This window comes from Rhodococcus tukisamuensis NBRC 100609 (genome assembly GCF_001894985.1).
In the GTDB taxonomy this organism is placed as follows: domain Bacteria; phylum Actinomycetota; class Actinomycetes; order Mycobacteriales; family Mycobacteriaceae; genus Rhodococcus_G; species Rhodococcus_G tukisamuensis.
Genome location: NZ_BCXG01000001.1, coordinates 317561 through 343492, shown reverse-complemented (window position 1 = coordinate 343492; position 25932 = coordinate 317561). Strand labels below are relative to the sequence as shown.

At 68.9% G+C, this 25932-nt stretch carries 27 protein-coding genes; 12 read left to right on the top strand and 15 right to left on the bottom strand.

Going from position 1 to position 25932, the window contains the following annotated elements; genetic code table 11:
• Positions 1 to 56: 56 nt before the first annotated feature.
• The 5 genes from RT2_RS01590 to RT2_RS01570 are packed head-to-tail and all read left to right on the top strand — an operon-like array spanning position 57 to position 2589.
• Entirely contained in the window at positions 57 to 545 is a 489-nt protein-coding gene (locus RT2_RS01590) for an Asp23/Gls24 family envelope stress response protein (RefSeq protein WP_072842741.1), read from the top strand.
• The gene (locus RT2_RS01585; protein ID WP_072842740.1) at positions 542 to 838 is read left to right on the top strand and encodes a hypothetical protein; all 297 of its coding nucleotides are present in this window, start codon (positions 542 to 544) and stop codon (positions 836 to 838) included. The genes RT2_RS01590 and RT2_RS01585 overlap by 4 nt, the downstream gene beginning before the upstream one ends.
• Positions 835 to 1014, top strand: coding sequence for a DUF2273 domain-containing protein (locus RT2_RS01580; protein ID WP_072842739.1), 180 nt, complete (start codon positions 835 to 837; stop codon positions 1012 to 1014). The genes RT2_RS01585 and RT2_RS01580 overlap by 4 nt, the downstream gene beginning before the upstream one ends.
• A complete protein-coding gene (locus RT2_RS01575) occupies positions 1007 to 2014 on the top strand; it encodes a DUF6286 domain-containing Asp23/Gls24 family envelope stress response protein (RefSeq protein ID WP_083576996.1) in 1008 nt (335 codons plus the stop codon). The genes RT2_RS01580 and RT2_RS01575 overlap by 8 nt, the downstream gene beginning before the upstream one ends.
• The gene (locus RT2_RS01570) at positions 2011 to 2589 is read left to right on the top strand and encodes an Asp23/Gls24 family envelope stress response protein (protein WP_072842738.1); all 579 of its coding nucleotides are present in this window, start codon (positions 2011 to 2013) and stop codon (positions 2587 to 2589) included. The genes RT2_RS01575 and RT2_RS01570 overlap by 4 nt, the downstream gene beginning before the upstream one ends.
• Before the next feature lie 147 nt (positions 2590 to 2736).
• Here RT2_RS01570 and tuf read toward each other — a convergent pair whose 3' ends face one another.
• From tuf to RT2_RS01545, 5 genes are all read right to left on the bottom strand, one after another.
• Positions 2737 to 3927: an elongation factor Tu gene (tuf, locus tag RT2_RS01565; RefSeq protein ID WP_072842737.1), complete on the bottom strand. Its 1191-nt coding sequence runs from the start codon at positions 3925 to 3927 to the stop codon at positions 2737 to 2739.
• Positions 3928 to 4039: 112 nt separating this feature from the next.
• Positions 4040 to 6142, bottom strand: a complete 2103-nt coding sequence (gene fusA / locus RT2_RS01560) for an elongation factor G (RefSeq protein WP_072842736.1) — start codon at positions 6140 to 6142, stop codon at positions 4040 to 4042.
• Positions 6143 to 6275: 133 nt separating this feature from the next.
• Positions 6276 to 6746 carry a 30S ribosomal protein S7 gene (gene rpsG, locus RT2_RS01555; RefSeq protein WP_003941856.1) on the bottom strand — a complete coding sequence of 157 codons (471 nt, stop codon included), beginning with the start codon at positions 6744 to 6746 and terminating at the stop codon, positions 6276 to 6278.
• Positions 6746 to 7120 (bottom strand): 30S ribosomal protein S12, encoded by a 375-nt coding sequence (gene rpsL / locus RT2_RS01550; RefSeq protein ID WP_072842735.1) that lies wholly within the window; start codon positions 7118 to 7120, stop codon positions 6746 to 6748. The genes rpsG and rpsL overlap by 1 nt, the downstream gene beginning before the upstream one ends.
• A gap of 335 nt (positions 7121 to 7455) precedes the next feature.
• Positions 7456 to 8994 (bottom strand): sulfatase family protein, encoded by a 1539-nt coding sequence (locus RT2_RS01545; protein WP_245709450.1) that lies wholly within the window; start codon positions 8992 to 8994, stop codon positions 7456 to 7458.
• A 789-nt stretch (positions 8995 to 9783) separates the two neighbouring features.
• Between RT2_RS01545 and RT2_RS26255 the strand changes: the two genes are divergently transcribed.
• Positions 9784 to 9912: a hypothetical protein gene (locus RT2_RS26255; protein WP_255312488.1), complete on the top strand. Its 129-nt coding sequence runs from the start codon at positions 9784 to 9786 to the stop codon at positions 9910 to 9912.
• 125 nt (positions 9913 to 10037) lie between these two features.
• On the opposite strand, the gene RT2_RS01540 is transcribed toward RT2_RS26255, so the two are convergent.
• The 8 genes from RT2_RS01540 to RT2_RS01505 all read right to left on the bottom strand — a co-directional run bounded on the left by RT2_RS01540 (position 10038) and on the right by RT2_RS01505 (position 20252).
• Positions 10038 to 10655: a TetR/AcrR family transcriptional regulator gene (locus RT2_RS01540; protein ID WP_072842734.1), complete on the bottom strand. Its 618-nt coding sequence runs from the start codon at positions 10653 to 10655 to the stop codon at positions 10038 to 10040.
• 372 nt (positions 10656 to 11027) lie between these two features.
• A complete protein-coding gene (locus RT2_RS01535; RefSeq protein WP_072842733.1) occupies positions 11028 to 11825 on the bottom strand; it encodes an enoyl-CoA hydratase family protein in 798 nt (265 codons plus the stop codon).
• A gap of 2 nt (positions 11826 to 11827) precedes the next feature.
• Positions 11828 to 13003 (bottom strand): acyl-CoA dehydrogenase family protein, encoded by a 1176-nt coding sequence (locus RT2_RS01530; protein ID WP_072842732.1) that lies wholly within the window; start codon positions 13001 to 13003, stop codon positions 11828 to 11830.
• Positions 13004 to 14995, bottom strand: coding sequence for an ATP-binding protein (locus tag RT2_RS01525; RefSeq protein WP_371851129.1), 1992 nt, complete (start codon positions 14993 to 14995; stop codon positions 13004 to 13006).
• 7 nt (positions 14996 to 15002) lie between these two features.
• Positions 15003 to 16601 (bottom strand): acyl-CoA carboxylase subunit beta, encoded by a 1599-nt coding sequence (locus tag RT2_RS01520; RefSeq protein ID WP_072842731.1) that lies wholly within the window; start codon positions 16599 to 16601, stop codon positions 15003 to 15005.
• Positions 16598 to 17746 (bottom strand): acyl-CoA dehydrogenase family protein, encoded by a 1149-nt coding sequence (locus tag RT2_RS01515; RefSeq protein ID WP_072842730.1) that lies wholly within the window; start codon positions 17744 to 17746, stop codon positions 16598 to 16600. The genes RT2_RS01520 and RT2_RS01515 overlap by 4 nt, the downstream gene beginning before the upstream one ends.
• Entirely contained in the window at positions 17743 to 19461 is a 1719-nt protein-coding gene (locus RT2_RS01510; protein WP_072842729.1) for an acyclic terpene utilization AtuA family protein, read from the bottom strand. The genes RT2_RS01515 and RT2_RS01510 overlap by 4 nt, the downstream gene beginning before the upstream one ends.
• The gene (locus tag RT2_RS01505; protein ID WP_072842728.1) at positions 19458 to 20252 is read right to left on the bottom strand and encodes a TIGR03084 family metal-binding protein; all 795 of its coding nucleotides are present in this window, start codon (positions 20250 to 20252) and stop codon (positions 19458 to 19460) included. Before RT2_RS01505 ends, RT2_RS01510 begins: the two co-directional genes overlap by 4 nt.
• A gap of 413 nt (positions 20253 to 20665) precedes the next feature.
• Between RT2_RS01505 and RT2_RS25725 the strand changes: the two genes are divergently transcribed.
• Entirely contained in the window at positions 20666 to 20809 is a 144-nt protein-coding gene (locus RT2_RS25725) for a hypothetical protein (RefSeq protein ID WP_169888107.1), read from the top strand.
• 185 nt (positions 20810 to 20994) lie between these two features.
• Positions 20995 to 21132 (top strand): hypothetical protein, encoded by a 138-nt coding sequence (locus tag RT2_RS25720; protein ID WP_169888103.1) that lies wholly within the window; start codon positions 20995 to 20997, stop codon positions 21130 to 21132.
• A 453-nt stretch (positions 21133 to 21585) separates the two neighbouring features.
• Here the strand turns inward: RT2_RS25720 and RT2_RS01500 are convergent, their stop codons facing one another.
• Positions 21586 to 22074, bottom strand: a complete 489-nt coding sequence (locus RT2_RS01500) for a DUF309 domain-containing protein (protein ID WP_072842727.1) — start codon at positions 22072 to 22074, stop codon at positions 21586 to 21588.
• Between the two features lie 113 nt (positions 22075 to 22187).
• Between RT2_RS01500 and RT2_RS01495 the strand changes: the two genes are divergently transcribed.
• Positions 22188 to 22640, top strand: a complete 453-nt coding sequence (locus tag RT2_RS01495) for an SRPBCC family protein (protein WP_072842726.1) — start codon at positions 22188 to 22190, stop codon at positions 22638 to 22640.
• Positions 22641 to 22713: 73 nt separating this feature from the next.
• Here the strand turns inward: RT2_RS01495 and RT2_RS01490 are convergent, their stop codons facing one another.
• On the bottom strand, positions 22714 to 23955 hold the full coding sequence (locus tag RT2_RS01490; protein ID WP_072842725.1) for an acyl-CoA dehydrogenase family protein: 1242 nt from the start codon (positions 23953 to 23955) through the stop codon (positions 22714 to 22716).
• Between the two features lie 145 nt (positions 23956 to 24100).
• Here RT2_RS01490 and RT2_RS01485 point away from each other — a divergent pair, with 145 nt between their 5' ends.
• Genes RT2_RS01485 through RT2_RS01475 form a run of 3 tightly spaced genes read left to right on the top strand, consistent with a single transcriptional unit; the run spans position 24101 to position 25905 of the window.
• A complete protein-coding gene (locus RT2_RS01485; RefSeq protein WP_072842724.1) occupies positions 24101 to 24736 on the top strand; it encodes a class I SAM-dependent methyltransferase in 636 nt (211 codons plus the stop codon).
• Positions 24737 to 24757: 21 nt separating this feature from the next.
• Positions 24758 to 24970, top strand: a complete 213-nt coding sequence (locus RT2_RS01480) for a PLDc N-terminal domain-containing protein (protein ID WP_072842842.1) — start codon at positions 24758 to 24760, stop codon at positions 24968 to 24970.
• The gene (locus RT2_RS01475; RefSeq protein WP_072842841.1) at positions 24898 to 25905 is read left to right on the top strand and encodes an FAD-dependent oxidoreductase; all 1008 of its coding nucleotides are present in this window, start codon (positions 24898 to 24900) and stop codon (positions 25903 to 25905) included. Before RT2_RS01480 ends, RT2_RS01475 begins: the two co-directional genes overlap by 73 nt.
• Positions 25906 to 25932: the final 27 nt, after the last annotated feature.

Sequence of the window (25932 nt, the reverse complement as noted above, 5' to 3'; positions counted from 1 at the left end):
AGGTGATTCCGCCTCAGGGGCGTCGTGGCGCTCCCGTACTCACTACAGTTGACACTGTGACCACCGATCCGAGCAGAGCCGAATCACCATCCCAGCCAACGCAGTACAGCCCGGTACAGTTCGGGACCGCCGGCTCCACCGAGTTGGTGAGTGCCCAGGGCCGCACGATCATCGCGGACGCGGTGGTCGCGAAGATCGCCGGCATCGCAACCCGTGAGATCAGCGGGGTGTTCGACGTCGGCGGCGGCACGGCCCGCGCGGTGGGCGCCCTGCGGGACCGGATCCCCGGGGCCCGCGTCAACCACGGCCAGGGCGTGGCCGTGGAGGTCGGCGCCAAGCAGGCCGCCATCGACATCGGCATCGTCGCCGAGTACGGCGTGGCGCTGCACGAACTGGCGGCCGGGATCCGCCGCAACGTGATCGCGGCGGTGGAACGGATGACCGGCCTCGAGGTCACCGAGGTCAACATCACCGTCTACGACGTGGTGCTGTTCGACGAGAACGCGCCCGCCTCGGAAGCCGACAGCCGGCCGAGGGTTCAGTGACCTCCGCGCCGGAGCCCGATCGCGCCGAGCGGCTGGCCGCACTGGTGCTGGCCGTTCCCGACGTCGCCGACCTGCATGGCGGCCAGTTCGGCGAGGTGGCCACCTACCTGCCCGGCCGACGCGTTTCGGGCATCTCGTTGACCGAGGACGCCTGCGCGGTACACATCAGCGTCCGCTACCCCGCGAACGTCGTCGAGGTCGCGGCCCGGGTGCGGGCCGCGCTCGCCGCCGAGCTGGCCGTACCGGTGCACGTCACGGTCGAGGACGTACGAAGCGAAGGACACCCGCGATGAACAACACTGTCATCGGCCTGGTCACGGGCCTACTGCTGGCGCTGGCCGGCATCATCGGCGGCTTCGGCGGCTTCGTCTTCGCGGTGCTGCTCGGCGGGCTCGGCCTGGCGATCGGCGCCCACCGGGACGGCCACGTGGACCTCGGCGCCCTGCTGCGGGGCCGGGGCCGTGGCTGACGCCCCGAACGCCGGCGACGCCGCACTCGACGCCGCCACCGGGCACCAGCCGGACGAACCCAGCGCACTCGACCGGGAGCGTGGCGCCCGCGGCCGGCTCATCGTCAAGGACAAGGCGATCGCGAAGATCGCCGTGGCCGCCGCGCTGCAGGTGCCCGGCGTGGTCCGGCACAGCGGCGGGCTCTTCCTGCTCGGCGGCCGGGACCTGCCGCGCGCCGAGGTCGCCATGGGTGCCGACTCGGTGGCCGTCGCCCTGTACGTCGCGGTGACCTGGCCCTGCCCCGTCGCGGTGCTCTCGCGTGAGGTCCACCGGCAGGTGGGCGAGCAGATCCGGACGCTCGGCGGCATTCCGATGGAATCCCTGCACATCGTGGTCGCGGCGGCGGTGCCCGGCGGCCCGCAGTCGCCCGCCGAGGTCGACGCCCGCCAACTGGTCGCGGACGGCCACGTCGACGCGCTCCCGCCCGCCGCACGTCCTCCCGTCAGCCGGCCCGCCGCGGCATTCGTCACGCTGCTGGTGGCGGCCCTGCTGCTGGCGCTCGCGGGCCTGACGGGCCGCGAGTTCCTGATCGCGCAGGAGGTCATCGCGCCCGCCGCCTGGCTGCGGAACTCGGCGACCTGGCTGGCCGGGCTGCACTGGCAGGGCTGGATGCTGCCGGCCGGTGTGGCCGCGGCGGTCTGTGGGCTGGTGCTGGTCTACCTCGCGCTCGCCCCCACCGCCCGCACCCACCTGGCGCTGGGCCGCCCCGACCTCCCGGTGGTGTGGCTGCGGCCGACCGACGTGGCCCGGATGTGCAGTGCGCACGCGGGCACGGTCGCCGGTGTGCACTCGGTTCACACCACCGTCGACCGGCGCCGCGCCACCGTGCACGTCGTCCCGAACGGCGACGTCGACGATGCCTCGCTGCAGGCCGACGTGCGGGACGCGGTCGCGCCGCGCCTGGCGACGCTGACCGCGACGCCCGAGCTGCGCGTCCGGATCGGCCGGGTGCGCCCGTGAAGCGGAGGACCGTCCTCGCGGACCGGCTCGTGGTGCTGACCACGGGGTGCCTGCTGCTCGCCGGCGGCGTACTGGCGGTGACCTGGAGGGCCGGGCTCGACGCGTCCGTCGAACTGGTGCGCCGGTTCGACCGGGCTCGCGTCGCCGCCGCGCCCGACGCCGACTGGTGGCCGACGGCTCTGGCCGTCACCTGCGTCGTGTGCGTGCTGGTCGGGGTGAGCCTGCTGACGATCAACCTTCGCCGCGGACGCACCTCGACCGTGCAGGTCCGCACCGCTGCGCTCGGTGTCGACAACGCGGGCTCGGAGCTGTCGGTGGACCTGAGTCCGATGGCCGTCGGGCTCGCCGCCGAGCTCTCCGCGCTGCCCGGGGTGCGCTCGGTACGCTCCGCGGCCGTAGACGACCGCGGCCGCCCGACCCTGCGCGTCACGGTGACCGCGGACCCCACCGTCGACCTGGTGGAGTTCAACAGGGACGCCGAGGCCATGGCGCTGTCCATGGCCGCCGCCCTGCCCGGTGCGCCGGTCGCGACCCAGGTGCTGCTGCACCTCGACCCGGCCGACTCACCCTCCTGAGTCGGCCGGGCCGGGCCGAACTGCCCGCCCGGCCGGCAACCGTGCCTGACACACCTGCGCTCACCCACCTGCGCTGGCACACGCTGAAACGCCGAACGGCGCCCACCCCCTTGCGGAGTGAGCGCCGTTCGGCGTTGTGGAGCTAGATCACTTGATGATCTTGGTGACGCGACCGGCGCCAACGGTGCGGCCACCCTCACGGATGGCGAAGCGCAGGCCCTCGTCCATCGCGATCGGCTGGATCAGCACGACGGACATCTCGGTGTTGTCACCGGGCATGACCATCTCGGTGCCCTCGGGCAGGGTCACGACGCCCGTAACGTCCGTGGTACGGAAGTAGAACTGCGGGCGGTAGTTGTTGAAGAACGGCGTGTGGCGGCCGCCCTCGTCCTTGGACAGGATGTAGGCGTTGCCCTCGAACTCGGTGTGCGGGGTGGTGGTGCCGGGCTTGACCACAACCTGGCCACGCTCGACGTCCTCGCGCTTGATGCCACGGACCAGCAGACCGACGTTGTCGCCGGCCTGACCCTGGTCGAGCAGCTTGCGGAACATCTCGATGCCGGTGACCGTGGTCTTGGTGGAGGTCTCCTTGATGCCGACGATCTCCACCTCCTCGTTCACGTTCACGATGCCGCGCTCGATACGACCGGTGACGACGGTGCCACGACCGGTGATCGTGAAGACGTCCTCGACGGGCATGAGGAACGGCTTCTCGGTCTCACGGACCGGGTCCGGGATGGACTCGTCGACGGCCTTCATGAGGTCGACGATGCTCTGGACCCACTTCGGGTCGCCCTCGAGCGCCTTCAGAGCCGAGATCGGGATGACCGGCGCTTCCTCGTCGAACTCCTGGGCGGCCAGCAGTTCGCGGACCTCCATCTCGACGAGCTCGAGGATCTCCTCGTCGTCGACCATGTCGGCCTTGTTCAGCGCGACGAGGATGTACGGCACGCCGACCTGGCGGGCGAGCAGCACGTGCTCACGCGTCTGGGGCATCGGGCCGTCGGTGGCCGCCACGACCAGGATCGCGCCGTCCATCTGCGCAGCACCGGTGATCATGTTCTTGATGTAGTCGGCGTGGCCCGGGGCATCGACGTGCGCGTAGTGGCGCTTCTCCGTCTGGTACTCAACATGCGAGATGTTGATCGTGATGCCGCGAGCCTTCTCCTCGGGCGCCTTGTCGATCTGATCGAAGGCCGAGGCCTCGTTCAGGTCGGGGTAGGCATCGGCAAGCACCTTGGTGATAGCTGCGGTGGTGGTGGTCTTGCCGTGGTCAACGTGACCGATGGTCCCGATGTTGACGTGCGGCTTCGTCCGCTCGAACTTCGCCTTCGCCACTTGATGGCCTCCTGTTGTGTTGCTTGCGATATGCAGCAGTGGTGGGTTTGGTTGGTACTTCTGTCGTGCTCAGCTGGTGAAAACTCTCCAGCGGTCTTGCTCCCAGCTGGTGTTACTCGCCGGTTGCCTTGGCGATGATTTCCTTCGAGACGTTCGCGGGAACCTCTGCGTAGGAATCAAACACCATGGAGAAGTTCGCTCGACCCTGGGTCTTCGACCGCAGGTCACCGATGTAGCCGAACATCTCCGAGAGCGGAACCAGCGCCTTCACGACACGGGCACCACTGCGTTCCTCCATGGCCTGGATCTGGCCACGGCGGGAGTTGAGGTCGCCGATCACGTCGCCCATGTACTCCTCGGGCGTGGTCACCTCGACAGCCATGATCGGCTCGAGGATGACCGGACCGGCCTTGCGGGCGGCTTCCTTCAGTGCCTGCGAACCGGCAACCTTGAAGGCCATTTCGGACGAGTCGACGTCGTGGTACGCGCCGTCGAGCAGCGTCAGCTTGAGGTTCACGAGCGGGTAGCCGGCGAGCACGCCGTACTGCATCGCGTCCTGGGCGCCGTGGTCGACGGAGGGGATGTACTCACGCGGAACGCGGCCACCGGAGACCTTGTTCTCGAACGTGTAGGACTCGCCGTCCTCGCCGATGTAGGGCTCGAGCGCGATGATCACCTTTGCGAACTGACCCGAACCACCGGTCTGCTTCTTGTGGGTGAACTCGTGCTTCTCGACCTTCTTGGTGATGGTCTCACGGTACGCGACCTGCGGCTTGCCGACGTTGGCCTCGACCTTGAACTCGCGACGCATGCGGTCGACGAGGATGTCGAGGTGGAGCTCGCCCATGCCGCCGATGACGGTCTGGCCGGTCTCCTCGTCGAGCTCGACCGAGAAGGTCGGGTCCTCTTCGGCCAGCTTCTGGATCGCGGTGCCCAGCTTCTCCTGGTCGGACTTGGTCTTGGGCTCGATCGAGACCTGGATGACCGGGTCCGGGAAGCTCATCGACTCGAGCACGATCGGGTTCGCCTGGTCGCACAGGGTGTCACCGGTCGTGGTGTCCTTCAGGCCGATCATCGCGTAGATGTGGCCCGCGACGGCCTCGTCGACCGGGTTCTCCTTGTTGGCGTGCATCTGGAAGAGCTTTCCGATGCGCTCCTTCTTGCCCTTGGTGGCGTTGAGCACCTGCTGGCCGGGATCGAGGCGTCCGGAGTAGACACGCACGAAGGTCAGCTTGCCGAAGAACGGGTGCGCAGCGATCTTGAAGGCCAGAGCCGCAAACGGCTCGTCCTTGCTCGGCTTACGCGTGAGGTCTTCTTCCTCGTTGTTCAGCGCGTGACCGTGCACCTCGCCGATGTCCAGCGGGTTCGGCAGGTAGTCGATGACCGCGTCGAGCATGGGCTGAACGCCCTTGTTCTTGAACGCGGAACCACACAGCACCGGGTACAGCTCGGAGTTGACCGTCATCTTGCGGATGGCGCCCTTGATCTCCTCGACCGTGAGCTCCTCGCCGCCGAAGTACTTCTCCATGAGAGCTTCGTCGGACTCGGCAACGGTCTCGAGCAGCTTCTCGCGGTACTCGGCGGCCTTGTCGGCCAGATCCGCGGGGATCTCCTCGATGGTCGGCTCGGTACCGGTCGGCACCACGCCACGCCAGGTGATCGCGCGCATCTCGACGAGGTCGACGACGCCGTCGAAGTCGTCCTCGGCGCCGATCGGCAGCTGCAGGACCAACGGCTTCGCACCGAGACGGTCGATGATCGTCTGCACGGTGAAGTAGAAGTCCGCGCCCATCTTGTCCATCTTGTTGACGAAACAGATGCGCGGAACGTCGTACTTGGCGGCCTGACGCCAGACCTGCTCGGACTGGGGCTCGACGCCCTCCTTGCCGTCGAACACTGCGACAGCGCCGTCGAGGACGCGCAGCGAGCGCTCGACCTCGACGGTGAAGTCGACGTGGCCCGGGGTGTCGATGATGTTGATCTGGTTGTTGTTCCAGAAGCAGGTCACGGCGGCAGACGTGATCGTGATGCCGCGCTCCTTCTCCTGCTCCATCCAGTCGGTCGTCGAGGCGCCGTCGTGCGTCTCACCGATCTTGTAGTTCACACCGGTGTAGAAGAGGATGCGCTCGGTGGTGGTGGTCTTGCCGGCATCGATGTGCGCCATGATGCCGATGTTGCGGACCTTGTTCAGGTCGGTCAGCACTTCCTGTGCCACAGGACTCTTCCCCGCTCGTTGCTCGTGTCGGCCCCTTCGGGACCAATGCTATTTGTGTTGTCAGCCGGCCCTGGAGGAACCGACACATAGTGGCAACGCCGGAGCGGCACATTACGTGCCGCCCGGCGTCGATTCACCAGCGGTAGTGCGCGAACGCCTTGTTGGCTTCGGCCATCTTGTGAGTGTCCTCGCGACGCTTCACAGCCGCACCCAGACCATTGCTGGCATCCAGGAGCTCGTTGGCCAGACGCTCGACCATCGTCTTCTCACGACGTGCGCGAGAGAACGTCACCAGCCAACGCAGCGCGAGGGTGGTGGAGCGGCCGGGGCGAACCTCGACCGGGACCTGGTAGGTCGCGCCACCGACACGGCGGCTGCGAACCTCGAGGGCGGGCTTGACGTTGTCGAGCGCACGCTTGAGGGTGACGACCGGATCGGTGCCGGTCTTCTCGCGCGCCTGCTCGAGCGCCTGGTACACGATCCGCTCAGCGGTCGACTTCTTGCCGTCGAGCAGGATCTTGTTGACCAGCTGCGTGACCAGAGGCGACCCGTAGACCGGGTCGTTGATCAACGGACGCTTGGGTGCGGGGCCCTTGCGTGGCATTAGCTCTTCTCCTTCTTGGCGCCGTAGCGGCTACGAGCCTGCTTGCGGTTCTTGACACCCTGGGTGTCGAGCGAGCCGCGGATGATCTTGTAGCGCACACCCGGGAGGTCCTTCACTCGACCGCCGCGGACGAGCACCATCGAGTGCTCCTGCAGGTTGTGACCCTCGCCGGGGATGTAGGCCGTGACCTCGACCGAGCTGGTCAGGCGAACACGCGCGACCTTACGCAGCGCGGAGTTCGGCTTCTTGGGCGTGGTGGTGTACACGCGGGTGCACACACCGCGACGCTGGGGGCTGCCCTTCAGGGCCGCGGTCTTCTGCTTCGCGGGCTTGTCGCGGCGACCCTTGCGGACCAGCTGGTTGATGGTTGGCATAGACCGGCTTTCCTCGTGTTGTTACTAAAAACGTCTTGTAGTCGAGCTCTGCGTCCCGCCTCTATGACCCGAGGAGGGGCTGTCGCATGCCGGTGAGCGGCCATTTTCAGGGCACGCCGACTCGCATCGGCCGCTTTCGCTGGCCTTCACCTTGCACACAATCTGCCCGCATGCTCCGGGCACAGCGTTCCACGGTACCCGCCAGCGGGGTTCGCGGTCAAAGCGGACCGCCCTTCGCCGCTGCCGGGACGGACCCCCCATCAGACAATTCACGCAGGTCGGAAGCCAGTTGTCCACCCTCGCAGCCGATCCCGTCGCCCGCGAGGCCGTCGCCATCAGACCAGTCCCCGTGCCGGGGCGGTCCCCTTCTCCGCCATCACCCGCAGCAACGTCGCGTGCATCGTCGCCGTCTGCAACGGCGCGAAGTAGCCGAGATTGCGCGGATCCGCCCGGTTGTGCAGCTCCAGCGGGTCGCCGAGGAGGTCGTAGAGCTCGGCCTGCTGCGGCGCCACGCCGGCCGGGTCGAAGTAGACGGTGTACTTCCACCGGGCATCGCGGACCGTCCGCATGTGGTTCGGCTGGGTGACGATGCTCTGCCCGTCGGGAGTGGCGCAGTTCTGGTCGTCGTAGGTGAAGTGGACGACGTCCTGCACCTGCGCGCCCGGGTTGGTGAGGACCGGGGTCAGGTCGGTGCCGAGGAACCGCCAGGCCGCGCGGTCGGGTACTCGCGCGAGAGTCGCCAGGGTGGGCATCACGTCGATGAGCGTCGCCAGCGAGTTGGTCTCGACCGGAGCCGGGAACAACACCGGGTTGCTGATCACCAGCGGCACCCGCAGGGTCTCCTCGTACGCGTTGAACACCTTCTGGCGCAGTCCCCCGTGCGAGAGTCCCATCTCGCCGTGGTCCGACATCCGGATCACGACAGTCTCGTCGCGCCGCCCGGGCCGGGCCTCCAACGCATCGAGCACCGCTCCGATGTGTTCGTCGACCACCTTGTGCATGTAGGCGTAGAAGTTCACGTAGTTCTTCGCCGCCTGCGGTCCCACCAGCGGCCCCAGGCCCGCCGCCAGCAGCAGCTTGGACTGGACCTGCGCGGTCGGCTTGAAGTTGAGCGCCAGGTCCTCGTCGACGGTCGGCGGCAGCTCGATGCCCTGTTGGAACGAGCCGGGGGCCGCGGACCCGTAGTTGTCGCACGCGCCGTCCCGCTCGTCCCAGGTCTGCGGGTAGGCGAGCACGTCGTGCGGGTTGACGAACGAGACGATCAGCGCGAAGGGGGCGTCGTCGTTCGGGTCCAGTCCGTCGAGGAACTCCACCGCCTCGGCCGCGACGCGCCGGTCGTGGTCCGCGCAGCCGCCGCCGAAGTGGTCCGGATTGGTGTCCTGTCCCGCCTCCGGCGGTATCCATCCCCGGAACCCGAAGGCCGCGATGTCCGCACTGGACGGGTCGCCGCCGTCGGCACCCTTGCTCATGTGCCACTTGCCGCGGTAGTGGACGTTGTACCCGGCCGACGCCAGCAGCTTCGCCATGTTCTGCTCCCCGGCCTGCAGCTGCGGTTCCGTGGGCGAGACGGTGCCGCCCTCGGTCAGGGTGGCCGTCACGCCGTGCTGAGCGGGATACAGACCGGTGAAGAAGGTGCTGCGGCTGGGCGAACACATCGCGCTGTTGCAGAACGCCTGCGTGAAGCTCAGCCCCTGGTTCACCAGCCGCTGCCGGTTGGGAAGGTTCCGCTCCGCCCAGCCCGGCGGCCAGTGCATCGACGGCCGCTCCTGGTCGGTGACGACGAGCACGATGTTCGGGCGGTCCGGGAGGGCCGGGGTGGCCCCCGCGGGAGCCGCACGCGAGGTCGTCGCCGCCGAGGCTGCCAGGCCGGCCACCACCAGCGCTCCCGCTCCGCCGAGGAAGGTGCGTCGTGGGAACGGATGTGGACTGGATCGCTCCGCGGGCTCCGCTCCGGGACTGGATCGCTCCGCGGGCTCCGCTCCGGGACTGGATCGCTCCGCGGGCTCCGCTCCGGGACTGGATCGCTCCGCGGGCTCCGCTCCGGGACTGGATCGCTCCGCGGGCTCCGCTCCGGGACTGGATCGCTCCGCGGGCTCCGCTCCGGGACTGTGCACATGGGCTGGGCCCCGTACGCCGGCGAGGCCGCTCGTCTGGTGGGGGCCGCACGTGCACACCACCGACGGCGTGGTCACGATCTCCGATGTCACCAGTTCTTCAAGGGCCATGCCTGGCCACCTCCCGCGGATGGGTTCGAGCGAGGAAGCGAGCTGACCTCGCTCATTCTGGCCCCCTGCGACCGCCCACATCCCGATTCGGTGCAAGTCGGTCGAACCGCCGGCTCAGCGCTGAGGAACCTGGATTGCCGGCGGTCGCCGGACCGGATCCGCGACATCCGTGTGCAGATCCACCGGCAACACCGAGACCTGGTTTCCGGACCGACTCTCCCGAAGGTCGGCGCTCACCCGCTCGGCACGCCGCCGACCGTCAAGTTAACTGGCGCTAATTCCACGTAAATTCCGTCTACTTCCTCGTAAATTCCAGCGACATTCGCGTTGCCTGCGCCACAATTCCATTGCGGTGGAGTCGGATTCGCCGGTACGAAAGGACCGCGGCGCACCCGGTGCGCCTTACCGGAATCACCGATCACCACAAAGGAGCACATCATGGGTTCTGCTGAGTTCGCTTCCGCCTTCGACGCCATCAGCACCTTCGCCGGCGCCATTGGCGACCTCACCGGCGGGCTGGGAACCCTCGTTGGTTCCGTCGACGGGCTCGTCAACCCCGAGGCCTGATCACCTCTCCACCGAAACGCGACAGGGCCCGCACCTACTTCAGGTGCGGGCCCTGTCGCAATTCGGCCGGGCGAAGTGTCGCCACCCAGCGCACATCGACTGTCCGCCACAGCCATTCGCGAATGTCATGACCGTTGCGTCGCCCCCAGAGCAGGTTGTTCGAGCACCATCTCGAGCGTTGCCGCCCACTGCCGCACGATCTCGGCCCGCCGGACCGAGTCGTCGGTGAGCACGTCGGCCAGGCCCAGGCCGCGGGCCAGGTCGAGGGTCAACTGGACCCAGCGGTGCGCAACCGGGTCACCCTCGTCGACTCCGAGCAGCGCCACCGTGGTGCGGTGGGCGACCCGCCCGAACTTGTCCTCGAGCGGCAGCACCCGAGCCCGCAGGACGGGGTCCGCGGCCGCCGCCGTCCACACCTGCAGGGCCGCCTTGAACAGCGTTCCGGTGTAGTGGTCGACGAGCCGGCTAACCACCGCCTCGGTTCGGCCCGGACCCGGCGGCAGCCCGGTCGCCTCGAGTCGCACGCTCTCCATCCGGCTGTCGAACATGTAGTCCAACGACGCGGTGATCAGGTCCTCGCGGGTCGGGAAATGGTGCTGAGTGGCGCCGCGGGAGACCCCGGCACGCTTGGCGACCACGGCCACCGTCGTGGCCGACCAGCCGAGTTCGGCGAGGCAGTCGACGGTGGCTTCCAACAGTCGCTGGCGCGTCAGACGACTTCGGTCCTGCTGCGGCTCGCGCACTCGCCTCACCGGTCCCCTCTTGTCAGCGTCACGAAAGAGCGACGTTGTTAGCTCACTCACCTTGGTTTGTCACGGCCTCCACCCGCCGGTAGGAAGGTTAGCGGCGGTAAGGGAATTTCCCTCCGTCGATCCGCCAGAGATCACTGCCGCAAGACACAACAGGAGTATTCACATGGGTTCCTCGGACATCTTCGACTTCGCCAGCGACTTCACCGGCGCATTCTCCGACCTGTTCAGCGCGCTGAGCTTCTTCTCGGGCTCGGCCGACGCCCTCCCCACCCCGAAGGCCTGATCGACAGTCGATCTCGGTGAGCGGGGCCCTTCCACATGGAGGGGCCCCGTTCGCCGTATCTCGGCCCGAGACGGCCGCGATCAGCCCGTCACCGCCCAGTTCGCAGGCCGTTTCTGCAGAAACGCCATCATGCCCTCCATCGCCTCAGGGGTGCCGAAGAGCCGGGCGGACTGTGCGGCCATCCGGTCTGCCGACTCGTCGAAGTCGGCCAGCACCGCGGCGTTGACCATCGCCTTCGACTCCGCCAGGCCCTGCGGCGACCCCTTCCGGAGTTCGGCCAGCAGTTCCGCGGTCGAGGCGGCGGCGTCCTGTGCGGCCACCGTGATCAGCCCGACCCGCGCGGCTTCCTCCGTACCGAACTTCTCGCCGGTCAGGAAGTACCGGCTGACCGACCGCGGGTCCATCCGCGGCAGCAACGTCAACGAGATGATCGACGCGGCCAGGCCGAGACGGACCTCGGTCAGCGCGAAGGTCGACCTGGGCCCCGCGACCACCAGGTCGCAGGCGCCGACGATGCCCATGCCCCCCGCCCGCACGTGCCCGTCGATGCGCGCGACGATCGGCTTGGGCAGTTCCAGGAAGGCCCGCAGCAGGTCGACCATGCCCTGGGTCCGCTGGGACGCCGCTACCGCCGGGTCAGCCGCGCTTGCCGATGCCTCGGAAAGGTCCGCGCCGGCGCAGAACGTGTTGCCGGTGTGGGTGAGCACCACAGCTCGGACACCGTCGTCGGCCGCCGCGTCGGCCAGCGCCTGCCGGAGTTCTCCGACCAACCGCGCCGAGATCGCGTTGCGGTTGTGCGGCGAGTCGAGGGTCACGGTGGCGAATCCGCCCACGACCTCGTAGCGGACGTACGGCGCGCTCGTCTCCGGAATCGTCATGGTCAGTACGACCTCGGCAGACCGAGCGAGTGCTGGGAGACGAAGTTGAGGATCATCTCCCGGCTGACCGGCGCCACCCGAGCGATCCGCGCCGCGCCGAGCATCGCGGCGAGGCCGTACTCCTTGGTCAGTCCGGCGCCGCCGTGCGTCTGGATCGCCTGGTCGAGCGCCTTGATGCTGGCCTCCGCTGCCGCGTACTTGGCCATGTTGGCGGCCTCGGCGGCGCCGAAGTCGTCGCCGCTGTCGTAGAGGGCCGCGGCCTTCTGCATCATCAACTTGGCCAGCTCGAGCTCGATCTTCACCTGCGCGAGCGGGTGCGCGATGCCCTGGTGGGCGCCGATCGGCGTCTTCCACACCGTGCGTTCCTTCGCGTAGGCGACTGCGGCGTTCACCGCGTACCGGCCCATGCCGATCGCCATCGCCGCGCCGAGAATCCGTTCCGGGTTGAGACCCGAGAACAGCTGCATCAGCGCCGCGTCCTCCGAGCCGACCAGTGCCTCGGCGGGAAGCCGCACGTCGTCGAGGAACAGCGTGAACTGGTGGTCGGGCTCGACGATGTCCATCTCCATCGGCTGCTTGACGAAGCCCTCCGCATCGGCGGGGACGATGAACAACGCCGGCTTGAGCCGGCCGGTCTTGTGGTCCTCGGTGCGCGCGACGATGAGCACCGCGTCCGCCTGGTCCACACCGGAGATGAAGATCTTGTTGCCACGCAGGATCCAGTCCGCACCGTCGCGACGCGCGGTGGTGCCGATCTGATGCGAGTTGGAGCCGGCGTCCGCCTCGGTGATCCCGAAGGCCATGATCTTGGAGCCGTCGGCCAGGCCGGGGATCCACTCGGCCTTCTGCTCCTCGGTGCCGTACTTGCCGATGATGGTGCCGCAGATGGCCGGGGAGACCACCACCAGCAGCAGACCGGCGCCCTGGGCTGCCAACTCCTCCTGGACCAGCGCCAGTTCGTAGATCCCTGCGCCCCCGCCGCCGTACTCCTCCGGCAGGTTGACCCCGAGGAAGCCGAGCTTGCCCGCCTCGTTCCACAGCTCGGTCAGCGGCTCTCCCCGGCGCGCCTTCGGCAGCACGTAGTCGACGTAGCTGTACCGCTCGCCGAGCTTGGACACCGCGGCGCGCAGTTCCTTCTGCTCGTCGGTCTCGATGAAGCTGCTCGCGTTCACACTCATCTACTCGTCCTCCTCTGTTGCTTCGACAACTGCCAGAACCGAACCGACCTCGACCTGTTGACCCACGACGACCGGCAGCTCGGCGAGCACACCTGACACGGGCGCGGTGACCGTGTGTTCCATCTTCATCGCCTCGAGCCACAGGATCGGCTGACCCGCGACGACGGTGTCGCCCTGGACCGCACCGAGCCGGATCACCGCACCGGGCATCGGGGCGAGCAACGAGCCCGCGGCCACCTCGGTCGAGGGGTCGACGAACCGCGGCGTCACGGTCAGTGCGACCGGGCCGAGGGCTGAGTCGACGAACACCTCGTCGCCGTGACGGGCGACCTCGTACGTACGCCGCAGTCCGCCGCTCTCGAGCACGACGGTGTCCGGCGTGGCCGACACCAGGGTGACGCCGTCGAAGCCGTCGGCCCGCAGCCCGCCGCGGGTGAGCAGGTACCGGATGTCGTGCTCACCGGAGGTGCCGGTGTACTGCTTGCGGTGCGGTTGGGAGGGCAGGTTTCGCCAGCCGCTGGGCAGCCCGCCGACCACCCGTGCCGCGGCGCGGTTCGCCGCGGCGTCGGCGAGCGCGGCCGCGAGTGCGGACAGCGCCTCGGTCTCCGGATCGGCGAGCGGGCGCGCCAGGGTGTCCAGGCCGTGGGTGGCGAAGAACGCGGTGTCGGTGTCCCCGGCGAGGAACGCGGGGTGCCGCAGGATGGCGACCAGCAGGTCACGGTTGGTCCGCAGGCCGTGAATCCTGGTGCGCGCCAAGGTCGAGGCCAGCAACTGCGCCGCCTGGCCACGGGTCGGGGCGAACGAGATGACCTTCGCCAGCATCGGGTCGTAGTGCACGCCGACCACCGAGCCGTCGACGACGCCGGAGTCCAGCCGGACCCCGACACGGTCCAGGACCGTGAACTCTTCCACCGCCCCGGGCAGCTCGAGACGGTGCACCACGCCGCTCTGCGGCTGCCAGTCCTGGGCCGGGTCCTCCGCGTAGAGCCGGACCTCGATCGAGTGCCCGCGCAGCTCGGGCGGATCGGCCGCCAGCGCGGCCCCGTTCGCCACCTGCAGCTGCAGGTCCACCAGGTCCAGACCGGTGGTGCACTCGGTGACCGGGTGCTCCACCTGGAGCCGGGTGTTCATCTCCAGGAAGAAGAACTCGCCCTGCTCGTCGGCCAGGAACTCCACCGTGCCGGCGCCCTCGTAGCCGATGGCGTCGGCGGCCAGGCGCGCCGCCTCGAACAGCCTGGGGCGCATGGCCGGGAGCCGCTCGACGAGCGGCGACGGCGCCTCCTCCACGACCTTCTGGTGGCGACGCTGGATGGAGCACTCACGCTCCCCCACCGCCCACACCGTGCCGTGCCGGTCGGCCATCACCTGCACCTCGATGTGGCGGCCGGTCTCGAGGTAGCGCTCGCAGAAGACCGTCGGGTCGCCGAAGGCGGACTGCGCCTCGCGCCTGGCCGCCTCCAGCTCACCGGGCAGTGCGGACAGTTCGCGCACCACACGCATGCCACGTCCGCCGCCACCCGCGGACGCCTTGATCAGCACCGGTAGCTGCGCCTGCGTGACCGAGTCGGGATCGAGTTCGGTCAGCACCGGCACTCCGGCCGCGTCCATGATCTTCTTGGACTCGACCTTCGAGCCCATCAGCTCGATCGACTTGGCGGGCGGGCCGATCCAGGTCAGGCCCGCGTCCACCACGGCCCGCGCGAAGTCCGCGTTCTCCGAGAGGAACCCGTAGCCGGGGTGGATGGCGTCGGCGCCGGCCGCCTTGGCAGCCGCGATGATCGCCTCGCCCCGCAAGTAGGTCTCCGCCGGGGTGTTGCCGGGCAACCGGATCGCCCCGTCCGCCTCCGCGACGTGTGGGCTGGCGGCGTCGGCGTCGGAGAACACGGCGACGGTGCCGACCCCGGCGCGACGGCAGGTGGCGAACACCCGGCGGGCGATCTCGCCCCGGTTGGCCACCAGGACGCTGGTGATGGTCCCGCTGTCGATGGTCACTGCTGCCTCACATCCGGAAGACACCGAAGTTCTCGGTGCCTTCGATCGGGGCGGTGGCGATGGCCGACAGGCACATTCCCACCACGGTTCGGGTGTCTCGCGGGTCGATGACGCCGTCGTCGTACAGCCGGCCGGAGAGGAACATCGGCAACGACTCGGCCTCGATCTGGTTCTCGATCATGGCGCGCATCCCGGCGTCGGCGGCCTCGTCGAAGGCCTGCCCCCGGGCCTGCGCGGAGGCGCGGCCGACGATGGAGATGACGCCCGCCAGCTGGGCGCCGCCCATCACGGCGGACTTCGAACTCGGCCAGGCGAACAGGAAACGCGGGTCGAAGGCGCGGCCGCACATGCCGTAGTGGCCGGCCCCGTAGGACGCACCGAGCAGGATCGAGATGTGCGGAACCTTGGAGTTGGCAACGGCATTGATCATCATCGAGCCGTGCTTGATCATGCCTCCCTCCTCGTACTCCTTGCCCACCATGTACCCGGTGGTGTTGTGCAGGAACAGCAACGGGGTGTTGGAGCGATTGGCCAGCTGGATGAACTGGGTGGCCTTCTGCGACTCCTCGCTGAAGAGCACGCCGCGGGCGTTGGCGAGGATGCCGATCGGGTAGCCGTGCAGCTCGGCCCAGCCGGTCACCAGCGACGAGCCGTAGAGCGGCTTGAACTCGTCGAAGTCGGAGCCGTCGACGATCCGGGCGATGACCTCGCGAGGGTCGAACGGGATCTTCAGGTCGGCCGGCACGATGCCGAGCAGTTCCTCGGGATCCTCCAGCGGCTCGATCACCTCGGCCCGCGGCGCGGGCCCCTTCTTGGTCCAGTTGAGCCGCTTGACGATGCTGCGGCCGATGCGGATGGCGTCCTGCTCGTCGGCGGCGAAGTAGTCCGCCAGACCCGATGTGCGGGCATGCATCTCGGCACCGCCGAGCGCCTCGTCGTCGGACTCCTCACCGGTGGCCATCTTGACCAGGGGCGGTCCCGCGAGGAACACCTTGGAGCGTTCCTTGATCATCACCACGTGGTCGGACATGCCGGGGATGTACGCGCCGCCGGCGGTCGAGTTGCCGAAGACAAGCGCGATGGTGGGGATCCCTGCTGCCGAGAGCTGAGTGAGGTCGCGGAACATCCGTCCACCGGGGATGAAGACCTCCTTCTGGGTGGGCAGGTCCGCGCCGCCCGACTCCACCAGCGAGATCACCGGAAGCCGGTTCTGCATTGCGATGTCGTTGGCGCGGAACCCCTTCCGCAAGGTCCAGGGGTTACTGGTGCCGCCGCGGACGGTCGGGTCGTTGGCGACGATGAGGCACTCGACCCCCTCGACCACGCCGATGCCCACCACGGTGCTGGCACCGACCGGGAAGTCGCTGCCCCAGGCCGCCAGCGGGCACAGCTCGAGGAAGGGCGAGTCCGGGTCGACCAGCAGCTCGATGCGCTCACGGGCGAGCAGCTTGCCCCGCTCGTGGTGCCGCGCCACGTACTTCTCGCCGCCACCGCCGAGCGCCTTCGCATGCTCGACGTCGAGCTCGGCGAGCTTGGTGTTCATCGTCTCGACCGCGGTCGCGTACACCTCCGACCGGGTGTCGAGCGTGGACCTGATGACCGTCATGACTGATACCCCAATCGCTTTGCCGCCAACCCGGTCAGGATCTCGGTGGTCCCGCCGCCGATGCCCAGGATCCGCATGTCGCGGTACTGTCGTTCCACTTCGCTTTCCTGCATGTAGCCGAGGCCGCCGAAGAGTTGCACAGCCTGGTTCGCCACCCACTCGCCCGCCTCGACGGCCGTGTTCTTGGCGAAGCAGACCTCGGCGATCAGGTCGCCGTCGCCGGCCTGGTGCCGTTCGACCACCGAGCGGGTGTAGACGCGCGCGACGTCGATCTTGCGTGCCATCTCGGTCACCGTGTTCTGCACGGCCTGACGGGTGATCAGCGGGCGCCCGAAGGTCTCGCGGTCGCGGCACCACTGCAGGGTCAGGTCGAGACACCGCTGGGCGCTCGAGTACGCCTGCGCCGCAAGGGCGACCCGCTCGCTGACGAAGGCCTGCGCGATCTGCTGGAAGCCCGTGTTCTCGGCGCCGACCAGGTTCGCTGCGGGCACCCGGGCGTCGACGAACGACAACTCCGCGGTGTCCGAGGCCCGCCAGCCCATCTTCTCCAGTCGGCGCGAGACCTCGAAGCCCGGCGTGTCCCTCTCGACGACGAGCAACGAGACGCCGCCGGCCCCCGGACCACCGGTGCGCACCGCGGTGACCACGAAGTCGGCGCGGACGCCGGAGGTGATGAACGTCTTGGACCCGTTGACGATGTAGTGGTCGCCGTCCCGCACGGCGGTGGTCCGCAGGTGGCCGACGTCCGACCCGCCGCCGGGTTCCGTGATGGCGAGCGAACCGATCATCTCGCCGCGCAGTGTCGGCCGCACCCACTTGTCGATCTGTTCGCGGTCGCCCGCGGCGATCAGGTGCGGCAGGGAGATTCCACAGGTGAACAGCGAAGCGAACAACCCGCCGGAGGCACCCGCCTGGTGCATCTCCTCGCAGATGACGATGGCGTCGACCGCGTCCCCACCCTCGCCGCCGGCACTCTCCGGCGCACCGGCGCCGAGCAGGCCCAGCGCGCCCGCCTTGCGGTGCAACTCCCGAGGGATCTGTCCCTCCCGCTCCCAGTCGCCGAGGTAGGGCAGCACCTCCTGGTCGACGAATCCGCGGACCGTCTCGCGCAGGGCGAGCCGTTCCGGTGTGGTCCACACGCTCACAGTCGGGAACCTTCCTGTTCTGCTTCGGGGAGAAGGGAGTTCGGGATCTCGATGTACCGGGCCCGCAACCACTCACCGATCCCCTTGGCCTGCGGGTCGAACCGCGCCTGCGAGGCCACCCCCTGGCCGAGGATGCCCTCGATCACGAAGTTCACGGCGCGCAGGTGCGGGAACAGGTGCCGGGTGACGGTCAAGGGTGCCGCCTCGGGCAGCAACCGCTTGAGCTCGTCGACGGTGAGTGCGTGCGCCAGCCAACGCCACTGGTCGTCGGTGCGCACCCAGACCCCGACGTTGGCGTTGCCCCCCTTGTCGCCGCTGCGGGCGCCCGCGATGCGGCCGAGCGGCACCCGGCTGCCCGGCTGCGACGGCAGTGGTTTCGGAAGTTCCGGGTCGGCGGCCGGGGCCAGGTCCAGGGTGAGCTCGGACGGCGCCACGTCCACCCGAGTCCCGTCGGGCAGCACCGCGACATGCGGCACCGCGGCGGCGTCGACGTAACCGGGGGTGAAGACGCCGTACGGCTGGCCGTTGCTCGGCGGCGCCGTGAGCGCGAACCCGGGGTAGCTGGCCAGCGCCATCTCGACGGCGACCGAGGAGAACGGCCGGCCGATCACCGCGGCATCCGGATCGCGAACCACGCAGCGCAGCAACGCCGTTGCTGCCTCCTCGGTGTCGGCGTCGGGATGGTCGGTGCGGGCGAGGGTCCACTCGAGCTCGGCGGGCCGGGTCGGCAGCCAGGCCTCGAGCTGCCGCTTGGCCAGATCGGCCTTCGCCTCCACGTCCAGGCCGGTCAGCAGGAACGTCGCCTCGTTTCGGAAGCCGGCGAGCGTGTTGAGCGAGACCTTGAGCTGCGGCGGCGGCGCTTCGCCGGTCACTCCGCTGATGAGGACGCGGTCGGGGCCGAGCTGGGTGAGCGTCGCGGTGTCGATGCGCGTCGTGACGTCCGGGCCGGCATACCGGGCGCCCGTGATCTCGTAGAGCAGTTGCGCGGTGACGGTGCCGACGCTGACCTCGCCGCCCGTGCCATCGTGCTTGGTGATCACCGACGAGCCGTCCTCGCGGATCTCCGCGATAGGGAATCCGGGGCGGTCCAGGTTCGCCACCTCGGTGAAGAACGCGTAGTTGCCACCGGTCGCCTGGGTACTGCACTCGATGACGTGCCCGGCGGCCACCGCACCGGCGAGCTGGTCGAAATCGTCGGGGCGCCAGCCGAAGTGGTACGCGGCCGGGGCCACGATCACGGAGGCGTCGGTGACCCGGCCGGTGACGACGACGTCCGCACCGGAGGCCAGGCACTCGACTATCCCCCACCCGCCGAGGTAGGCGTTCGCGGTCAGCGGGCTACCGAGCCCGAGTTCCGCGGCCCGGGCGACCAGGTCGTCACCCTCGACGTGCGCGACGGTGGCGCCGAGCCCGAGCTTGTCGTTGACCCGGCGCAGCGCGGCGGCCAGGCCGGCCGGGTTGAGCCCGCCGGCGTTCGCGACGATCTTGACGCCCTTGTCCATCGCGAGGCCGAGGGTGTCCTCGACCTGCCGCAGGAAGGTCTTGGCGTACCCGAGCGCCGGGTCCTTCATCCGGTCCCGGCCGAGGATGAGCATCGTCAGTTCGGCCAGGTAGTCCCCGGTGAGGTAGTCGAGTTCGCCACCCTCGAGCATCTCGCGCATCGCGGAGATGCGGTCGCCGTAGAAGCCGGAGCAGTTGCCGATCCGGACGCTCATGCGTCGGCCTTTCGTTCACGGCCGCCGCCGGACGGACCGGCGAAGACCTGCGCGATGCCGAGCCAGGTGGCGGCGTCCTGGCCGACCGCCACCAGGGCGAGGTCGTCGGGGTGCGCGCGCTGGGTCACCAGCAGGCAGAAGTCGTGGGCAGGTCCGGTCACCCGCTGGGCCGCGTCCTCGGGCCCCCAGGTCCAGAGCTCGTCGCCCTCGGGTGCGGTCAACTCGAACCGGAACTCCTCCGCGGGCGGGGCGAGAGAGTTGACGGCATAGGCGAAGTCGCGGGTCCGGACGCCGAGGTGCGCGATCGCCCGGAGCCGGTTGGTGGGCGCGGACGCGGCGCCGAGCGCCTGCGCGACGTCCTGCCCGTGCGCCCAGGTCTCCATCAGCCTGGCCGTGGCCATCGACATCGCACTCATCGGCGGCCCGTACCACGGGATCTTCGTGCCGGCGGGCACCGCGGCGAGCACCTCGGCCAGCCGGTCCCGGCCGTCGCGCCAGTCCGCGAGCAGTTCGGCGGGCGGCCGGGCCGCCTCCACCTCGGCGGCCGCGTCGACAAATCCGGCCGGGTTCTGCCAGGCCTCGACCAGGCCCTCCGCGAAGGCGTCGGGGTCGGTGACCGCCGTCAGGGCGGCGCGGTCGGTCCACGCCAGGTGTCCCACCTGGTGCGCGACGGTCCACCGGTCGGCAGGGGTGGGCAACGACCACTGTTCGGGCGGCAGGGCCGCAACCAGCGCGTCCAGCGCGTCACCCTCGGCGCACAGGTCATCGATGACGGTGCTCAGATCGGCCATGCATACTCCCTCGACTGGACTGAGAGCAGCATCACACCGGCGGACAAAAAAAGCAAGCACGAATGCTTGTTACTTGGTGGGACCCGGCCGCCGGCAGTCGAGACGGCGTACCCACGAACAGGGAGACCCTCCGCCGGACGAAGAGTCCCCGACCCACCCACCGGAGCCCGCGCATGGCAGGCCCCTGCACCACCGAGCCTCCGACCCGGTCGCCGCGCAGACCTGCCCACCATCACTACCAAGCACCGCAAATCACCCATTGGCGTTAATCACTACGGGCACAAATTATGCTGCGCTACAACATTTTCAGCGGTTTGCCCGAGATCGGAGATTCGGCCCCGCGGTGCGGTAGAACTGGTCCGGCGTCCAGCCCGGGCGCCACAGCCTGAGCTCACGACAACACAGGAGTGCGCATGCCCCCGTTCGACGCACTGTTCGCCGCATGGACCAACCTCATCAACACCTTTGGCACCTTCAATTTCGGCGCAAGCCCCGACGCCAACGTCGGCAGCAGTCTCGGCATCCCCTTCCTGCCCACCATCACCATCGGCAGCTGACCCGCGGAGCCCGATCGCGCCCACGCAGCGCCGGTTGCGTTCCAGCCGCTCGCGATGTGACATATGTCACAGATGGCAAGCCCCCGCGAACTGTCGGCTAATCAGGTACAAATAACGAACGCATGTCCAGGCGTATCACGAATCAGTAAAGAATCCGCAGCAGTAAAGTAACCACAGGAGCGCACATGTCGTCTGATTTCTCTGACCTGTTCGGCGGACTGAGCACGGTCTTCGCAGCTCTCGACAAGATCTCGTCGGGCAGCAGCGACGGCGGCAGCAGCAGCACCGGTTCGCTGTCCTCGATGTCGGCTTCGGGCCAGTAGTAGCCGAAGACCCATCGCACTGTGGGGGTCACCGACATTCGTCGGTGACCCCCACAGTGCTTTCCGGGACATCCAGGCATTCCGGAAATTGCCCGCATCTCGCCGGACGCAGTCGGATCTCCGATCCAGCAGGTTCCGTTTTCCCTTATGTCGCAGCGTCATTCGCATCAATCTCGACTGGCAGGCAGGCACCCGAAAACGCCGCCGGCAGGCGGCAAATGCGATAGAAATTGACGGCGCCGCATTCGCGGGTACCCCGTCAAGACACAAGCACCTAGGAGCGACCATGGACCTGACTGACCTCATCACCCTGCTGTACCCCGGATTCACCTCCACCCCCACCTCGAGCAGCACCGGCAACATCGGCAGCACTTTTCCGTGATCCTCAGTCCGGTTCCGCACGACTGAGGATCCGGCCCGTCAAGCTGCTCGAGGCGGTCGTAGCCCTCGGGGCTACGACCGCCTCGTGCTCCCTGTCGGACCGGTGAGCCTCGGTATCCGCTGCGCGTCCGGACCGCCGTCGAGCTCACCGACCAGGCCGGATGCCCACCCCAACAGGCCGGCCACATCGAGGCCGTACGGCGGCTCCGCCGCATAGGGACGGACCCGACCCGCGCCGCGCTCGAGCAACGACCTCGCCCCCACCGCATTCCCCCGCAGCAGATGTGTCAGCCCGACCGCCAGCTGCGCCAGTCCCTGCCACAGCTCCCGCTCGGCCTCGGGCGCCGACTTCCAAACCTCCTCGAACACCTCGTGCGCATGGAACGGCATTCCGGCGTCGAGTAGCTCCTGAGCTCGCGCCACGGCCTCCACCGGGGTCAGCCCCAGTCCCTCGGGGACCCGCGGGACCCCGGTCGCGCCCCGCGGCAACAGCCTGCCCAGGCCGTCACGGGGTCGTGCGTTCAGCGGCCGTCCACTCGCGTCCCGCTCCCGACCGTCCATGAATCGACTGTAGCGGTTGACAATTCATACCCTAACCTTCACCCGACTCTGGTCCGGCGCATTACCGTCGAGTGGAGGCGCGCACGGAGGTCGCCGGGACACCGAGGAGAGAAATGGGCAAGATCCACCGCACCGCGATTGCTCGGGTGCCCGTCGAGGCGGGTTTCGCCTACGTCGACGACTACCGCAACGTGCCCGCCTGGATGTTCGGAGTCACCCGGTTCACGCCCATCGGGGCGCAGACGCAGGGACTCGGCGCCACCTTCGACGCCACCATGCAGCTCGGCCCCAAGGCCCTGCACTCGAAGGTCCGGATCACGCAGTGGGAGGAGAACCGCCTGATCACCCTGGAGTCGGTCGACGGCATCAGCAACAGCTCCTCCTGGCGGTTCGCACCGACCGCCGACGGCCACACGGAACTCACGGTCGACTTCGACTACACGCTGCCGGGCGGGATCATCGGCAAGGCCCTGTCGAAGATCGTCGAGCCCATCGTGGGGACCGCGATCAAGCACACCGAGTCCACGCTGCGGGCGCGGGCCGAGGAGCTCGGCAGCGCCGCCTGACGGCACCACGACGAGAACGCCGGGCCCACCTGCCGTCGGCAGGTGGGCCCGGCGTTCTCGGGTCCGAGCCAGGTCAGGCCAGCAGGCCCTTCGCGATGTGCGTCACCTGGATCTCGTTGCTGCCGGCGTAGATCATCAGCGACTTCGCGTCACGCGCGAGCTGCTCCACCTTGTACTCGGCCATGTAGCCGTTGCCGCCGAACAGCTGGACGGCCTCCATCGCCACCTCGGTGGCCGCACGCGAGGAGTACAGCTTCATCGCCGACGCCTCCGCCAGGGTCACCTTGTTCCCGGCCGCGGTGCGCTCGACCGCGTTGAACACCATGTTCTGCACGTTGAGGCGGGCGACCTCCATCTCGGCCAGCTTGAGCTGGATGAGCTGGAACTGCCCGATCTCCTTTCCCCACAGCTTGCGGGTCTTGGCGTAGTCGATCGACAGCCGCTGGCACTCGTTGATGATGCCGAGCGCGATCGAGGCGATGCCGATGCGCTCGGCCGCGAACGACTCCTTCGCGCTCGACTTGCCGTCACCCTTGGCCGGGTTCTCGGTCTCGCCGAGCAGTCGGTCCTTGCTGATGCGGACGTTGTCGAAGAACAGCTCACCGGTGGGCGAGGAGTTCATGCCCATCTTCTTGAACGGCGGGCTCTGCGTGAAGCCCTCCATCCCCTTGTCGAGGACGAAGCCGAGAACCTTGCGGTCGCGTCGGTCGACGGACGCGTCACCCTCGTCGAGCTTGGCGTAGACGATGGTGACGTCGGCGTAGGGACCGTTGGTGATGAAGGTCTTCTGGCCGTTGAGGATGTAGTCGTCACCGTCGCGACGGACGTAGGACTTCATGCCGCCGAACGCATCCGAGCCGGAGTCGGGCTCGGTGATCGCCCATGCACCCACCTTCTCCATGGTGACCAGTTCCGGCAGCCAGCGCTTCTTCTGCGCCAGGGTGCCCCGGCTGCGGAGGGTGCCCGCGGCGAGGCCGGTGCTCACACCCATCGACGTGATCAGGCCGAGGCTCACACCGGCGATCTCGCTGTTGAGGATGACGCCCATGCTGCCGGCACCGCTGAAACCGCCGGAGCCCTCACCCGACTCGGGCAGGGTCTCGCCGCGCTCCTTTGCCTCCTCCTTGGCAAATGCCCGCTCGAGTCCCTCACGGGCCATCTCGTCGATGCCGAAGGTCGAGTACAGCTTGCGGATGATGTCGAACGGGGGCAGTTCGCCGCTCTCCAGCTTGTCGACGTGCGGCTTGATTTCCTTCTCGATGAACCCACGCAGGGCGTCGCGGAACATCAGATCGGTATCGGACCACTCGTACATGTCGTGAACTCCAGAGATCGGCGGGTTTCGGGATATTCGCAAATATAGAACACGTTCCTATTCCGGGTGGCATTCCGCCCCGGCCGGCGCACACTGGGAGCACGGCGTCAGCGAGCCTCGCACCGAAGACGCCCCAGGAGCGACGATGAGCCTCTCGTTCACGAGTCTCGGAATCACCAACCTCGGCTACACCCTGGCCTACCGGCTCCGGGTCACCCCCTGGGAGCACCCCGGCACCGGTCTGCGCGCCCAGCTGGCCACCTACCTCGACCACGAGGAGCGCGCGGGCGGCCCGCTGGGCAAGGCCCTGGACGCGGGTTGTGGCACCGGAGACCACTCCATCGAGATGGCCGGACGCGGCTGGCACGTCACCGCGATCGACGCGGTGCCGCTGGCGATCGACCGGGCCCGGCGCAAGGCCGCCGCCGAGAACGTGAGCGTCGAGTTCCGCGTCGGCGACGTCACCGCCCTCGGCTACTCGGTCGGCTCGGGCTACCGGTTCGTGCTCGACGTCGGCTGCTTCCACGGGCTCACTCCCGCACAGCGTCGCGCCTACGCCCGCGAGATCACCGGCATCACGGAACCCGGGGCGACGCTGTTGATGTTCGCGTTCGGACCGGGGCGGCGGGGGCCGTTGCCGCGCGGCGTCAGCCGCGCGGAGCTCGAGCGCACCCTCGCGCAGTGGCAACTCGACACCGACGATCCCGGCGACACCAGCGGGATGCCGCCGATGGTGCGCCGGTCGAATCCCCGCTGGTTCCACCTCACCCGCACCATGTGACTCCTGGTGGACAATCATCACATGAATCGCAAGAAGACTCTCGACCCGCGCTACCGCGTGCCCGTCATCGTCGTCGGCGTCGTGCAGGTGGCACTGACCGCCGCCGCCCTGCTCGACCTCCGCCACCGCGGCCCCGACGAGATCCGGGGCTCGCGGAAGGCCTGGGCCGCCGCGTCGTTCGTGAACTTCGTCGGGCCGATCGCCTACTTCGCGCTCGGGCGCAGGCGGTCGTGACCCGCGGTGGACGCACCGCGACGGTCGTCGGCGGGGGTGTCATCGGCCTGACCTGCGCGCTGGAACTCGCCCGGGCGGGCCACCTCGTCACGGTGCTGTCCGCGGACCCCGCGGAGCGCACCACCTCCGCGGTCGCCGCGGCCATCTGGTTTCCGTACGCCGCCGCCCCGCCCGGGCCGGTGCTGCGCTGGTCCGCGGAGAGCGCCGAGGTCTTCGCGGACCTGGCCGCGAACCCCGATGCCGGGGTGTCGATGCGCACCGGGCGGCTGCTCGAACGCACAGAATCCGACAGGTGGTGGGCATCCGCCGTGACCGGCCTTGCCGAGGTACCCGCCGCCGAACTGCCGAACGGCGTCACCAGCGCCGCCCGCGTCACGGTGCCGATCATCGACATGGGCGTCTACCTCGGCTGGCTGACTGCCCAGTGTGTGAGCGCCGGCGTGCGACTGAGCAGGACGGAGGTCGCCGATCTCGCCGAGGTCGACGGCGATCTGGTGGTGGTCGCGGCGGGACTGCGCTCGCGCGCCCTCGTCGGCGACGACACCCTCGCCCCATTGCGCGGGCAGGTGGTCCGGTTGGCCAACCCCGGCCTGACCGACTGGGTGATCGACGACGACAACCCCGCTGGCATGACCTACGTCGTGCCGCGTTTCGAGGACGTGGTCTGCGGGGGCACGGCGGACCTCGGCGCGTTCGACACCCGCGTCGACCCGGACGTCGAACACGCCATCCTGGCCCGCGCTCGCGCGCTGGTCCCGGCGCTGAGGGACGCGCCGATCCTCTCGCGGGCGGTGGGGCTGCGGCCGTCGCGACCAGAGGTGCGGTTGGAGTGGCTGCCGGGTGAGCGACCGGTGATCTGCTGTTACGGCCACGGCGGCGCCGGGGTCACCATGTCGTGGGGCTGCGCCCGGGAGGTCGCCCGGCTCGCCGGGTGACCCGCGGAACCGGGAACGGCGACGGCC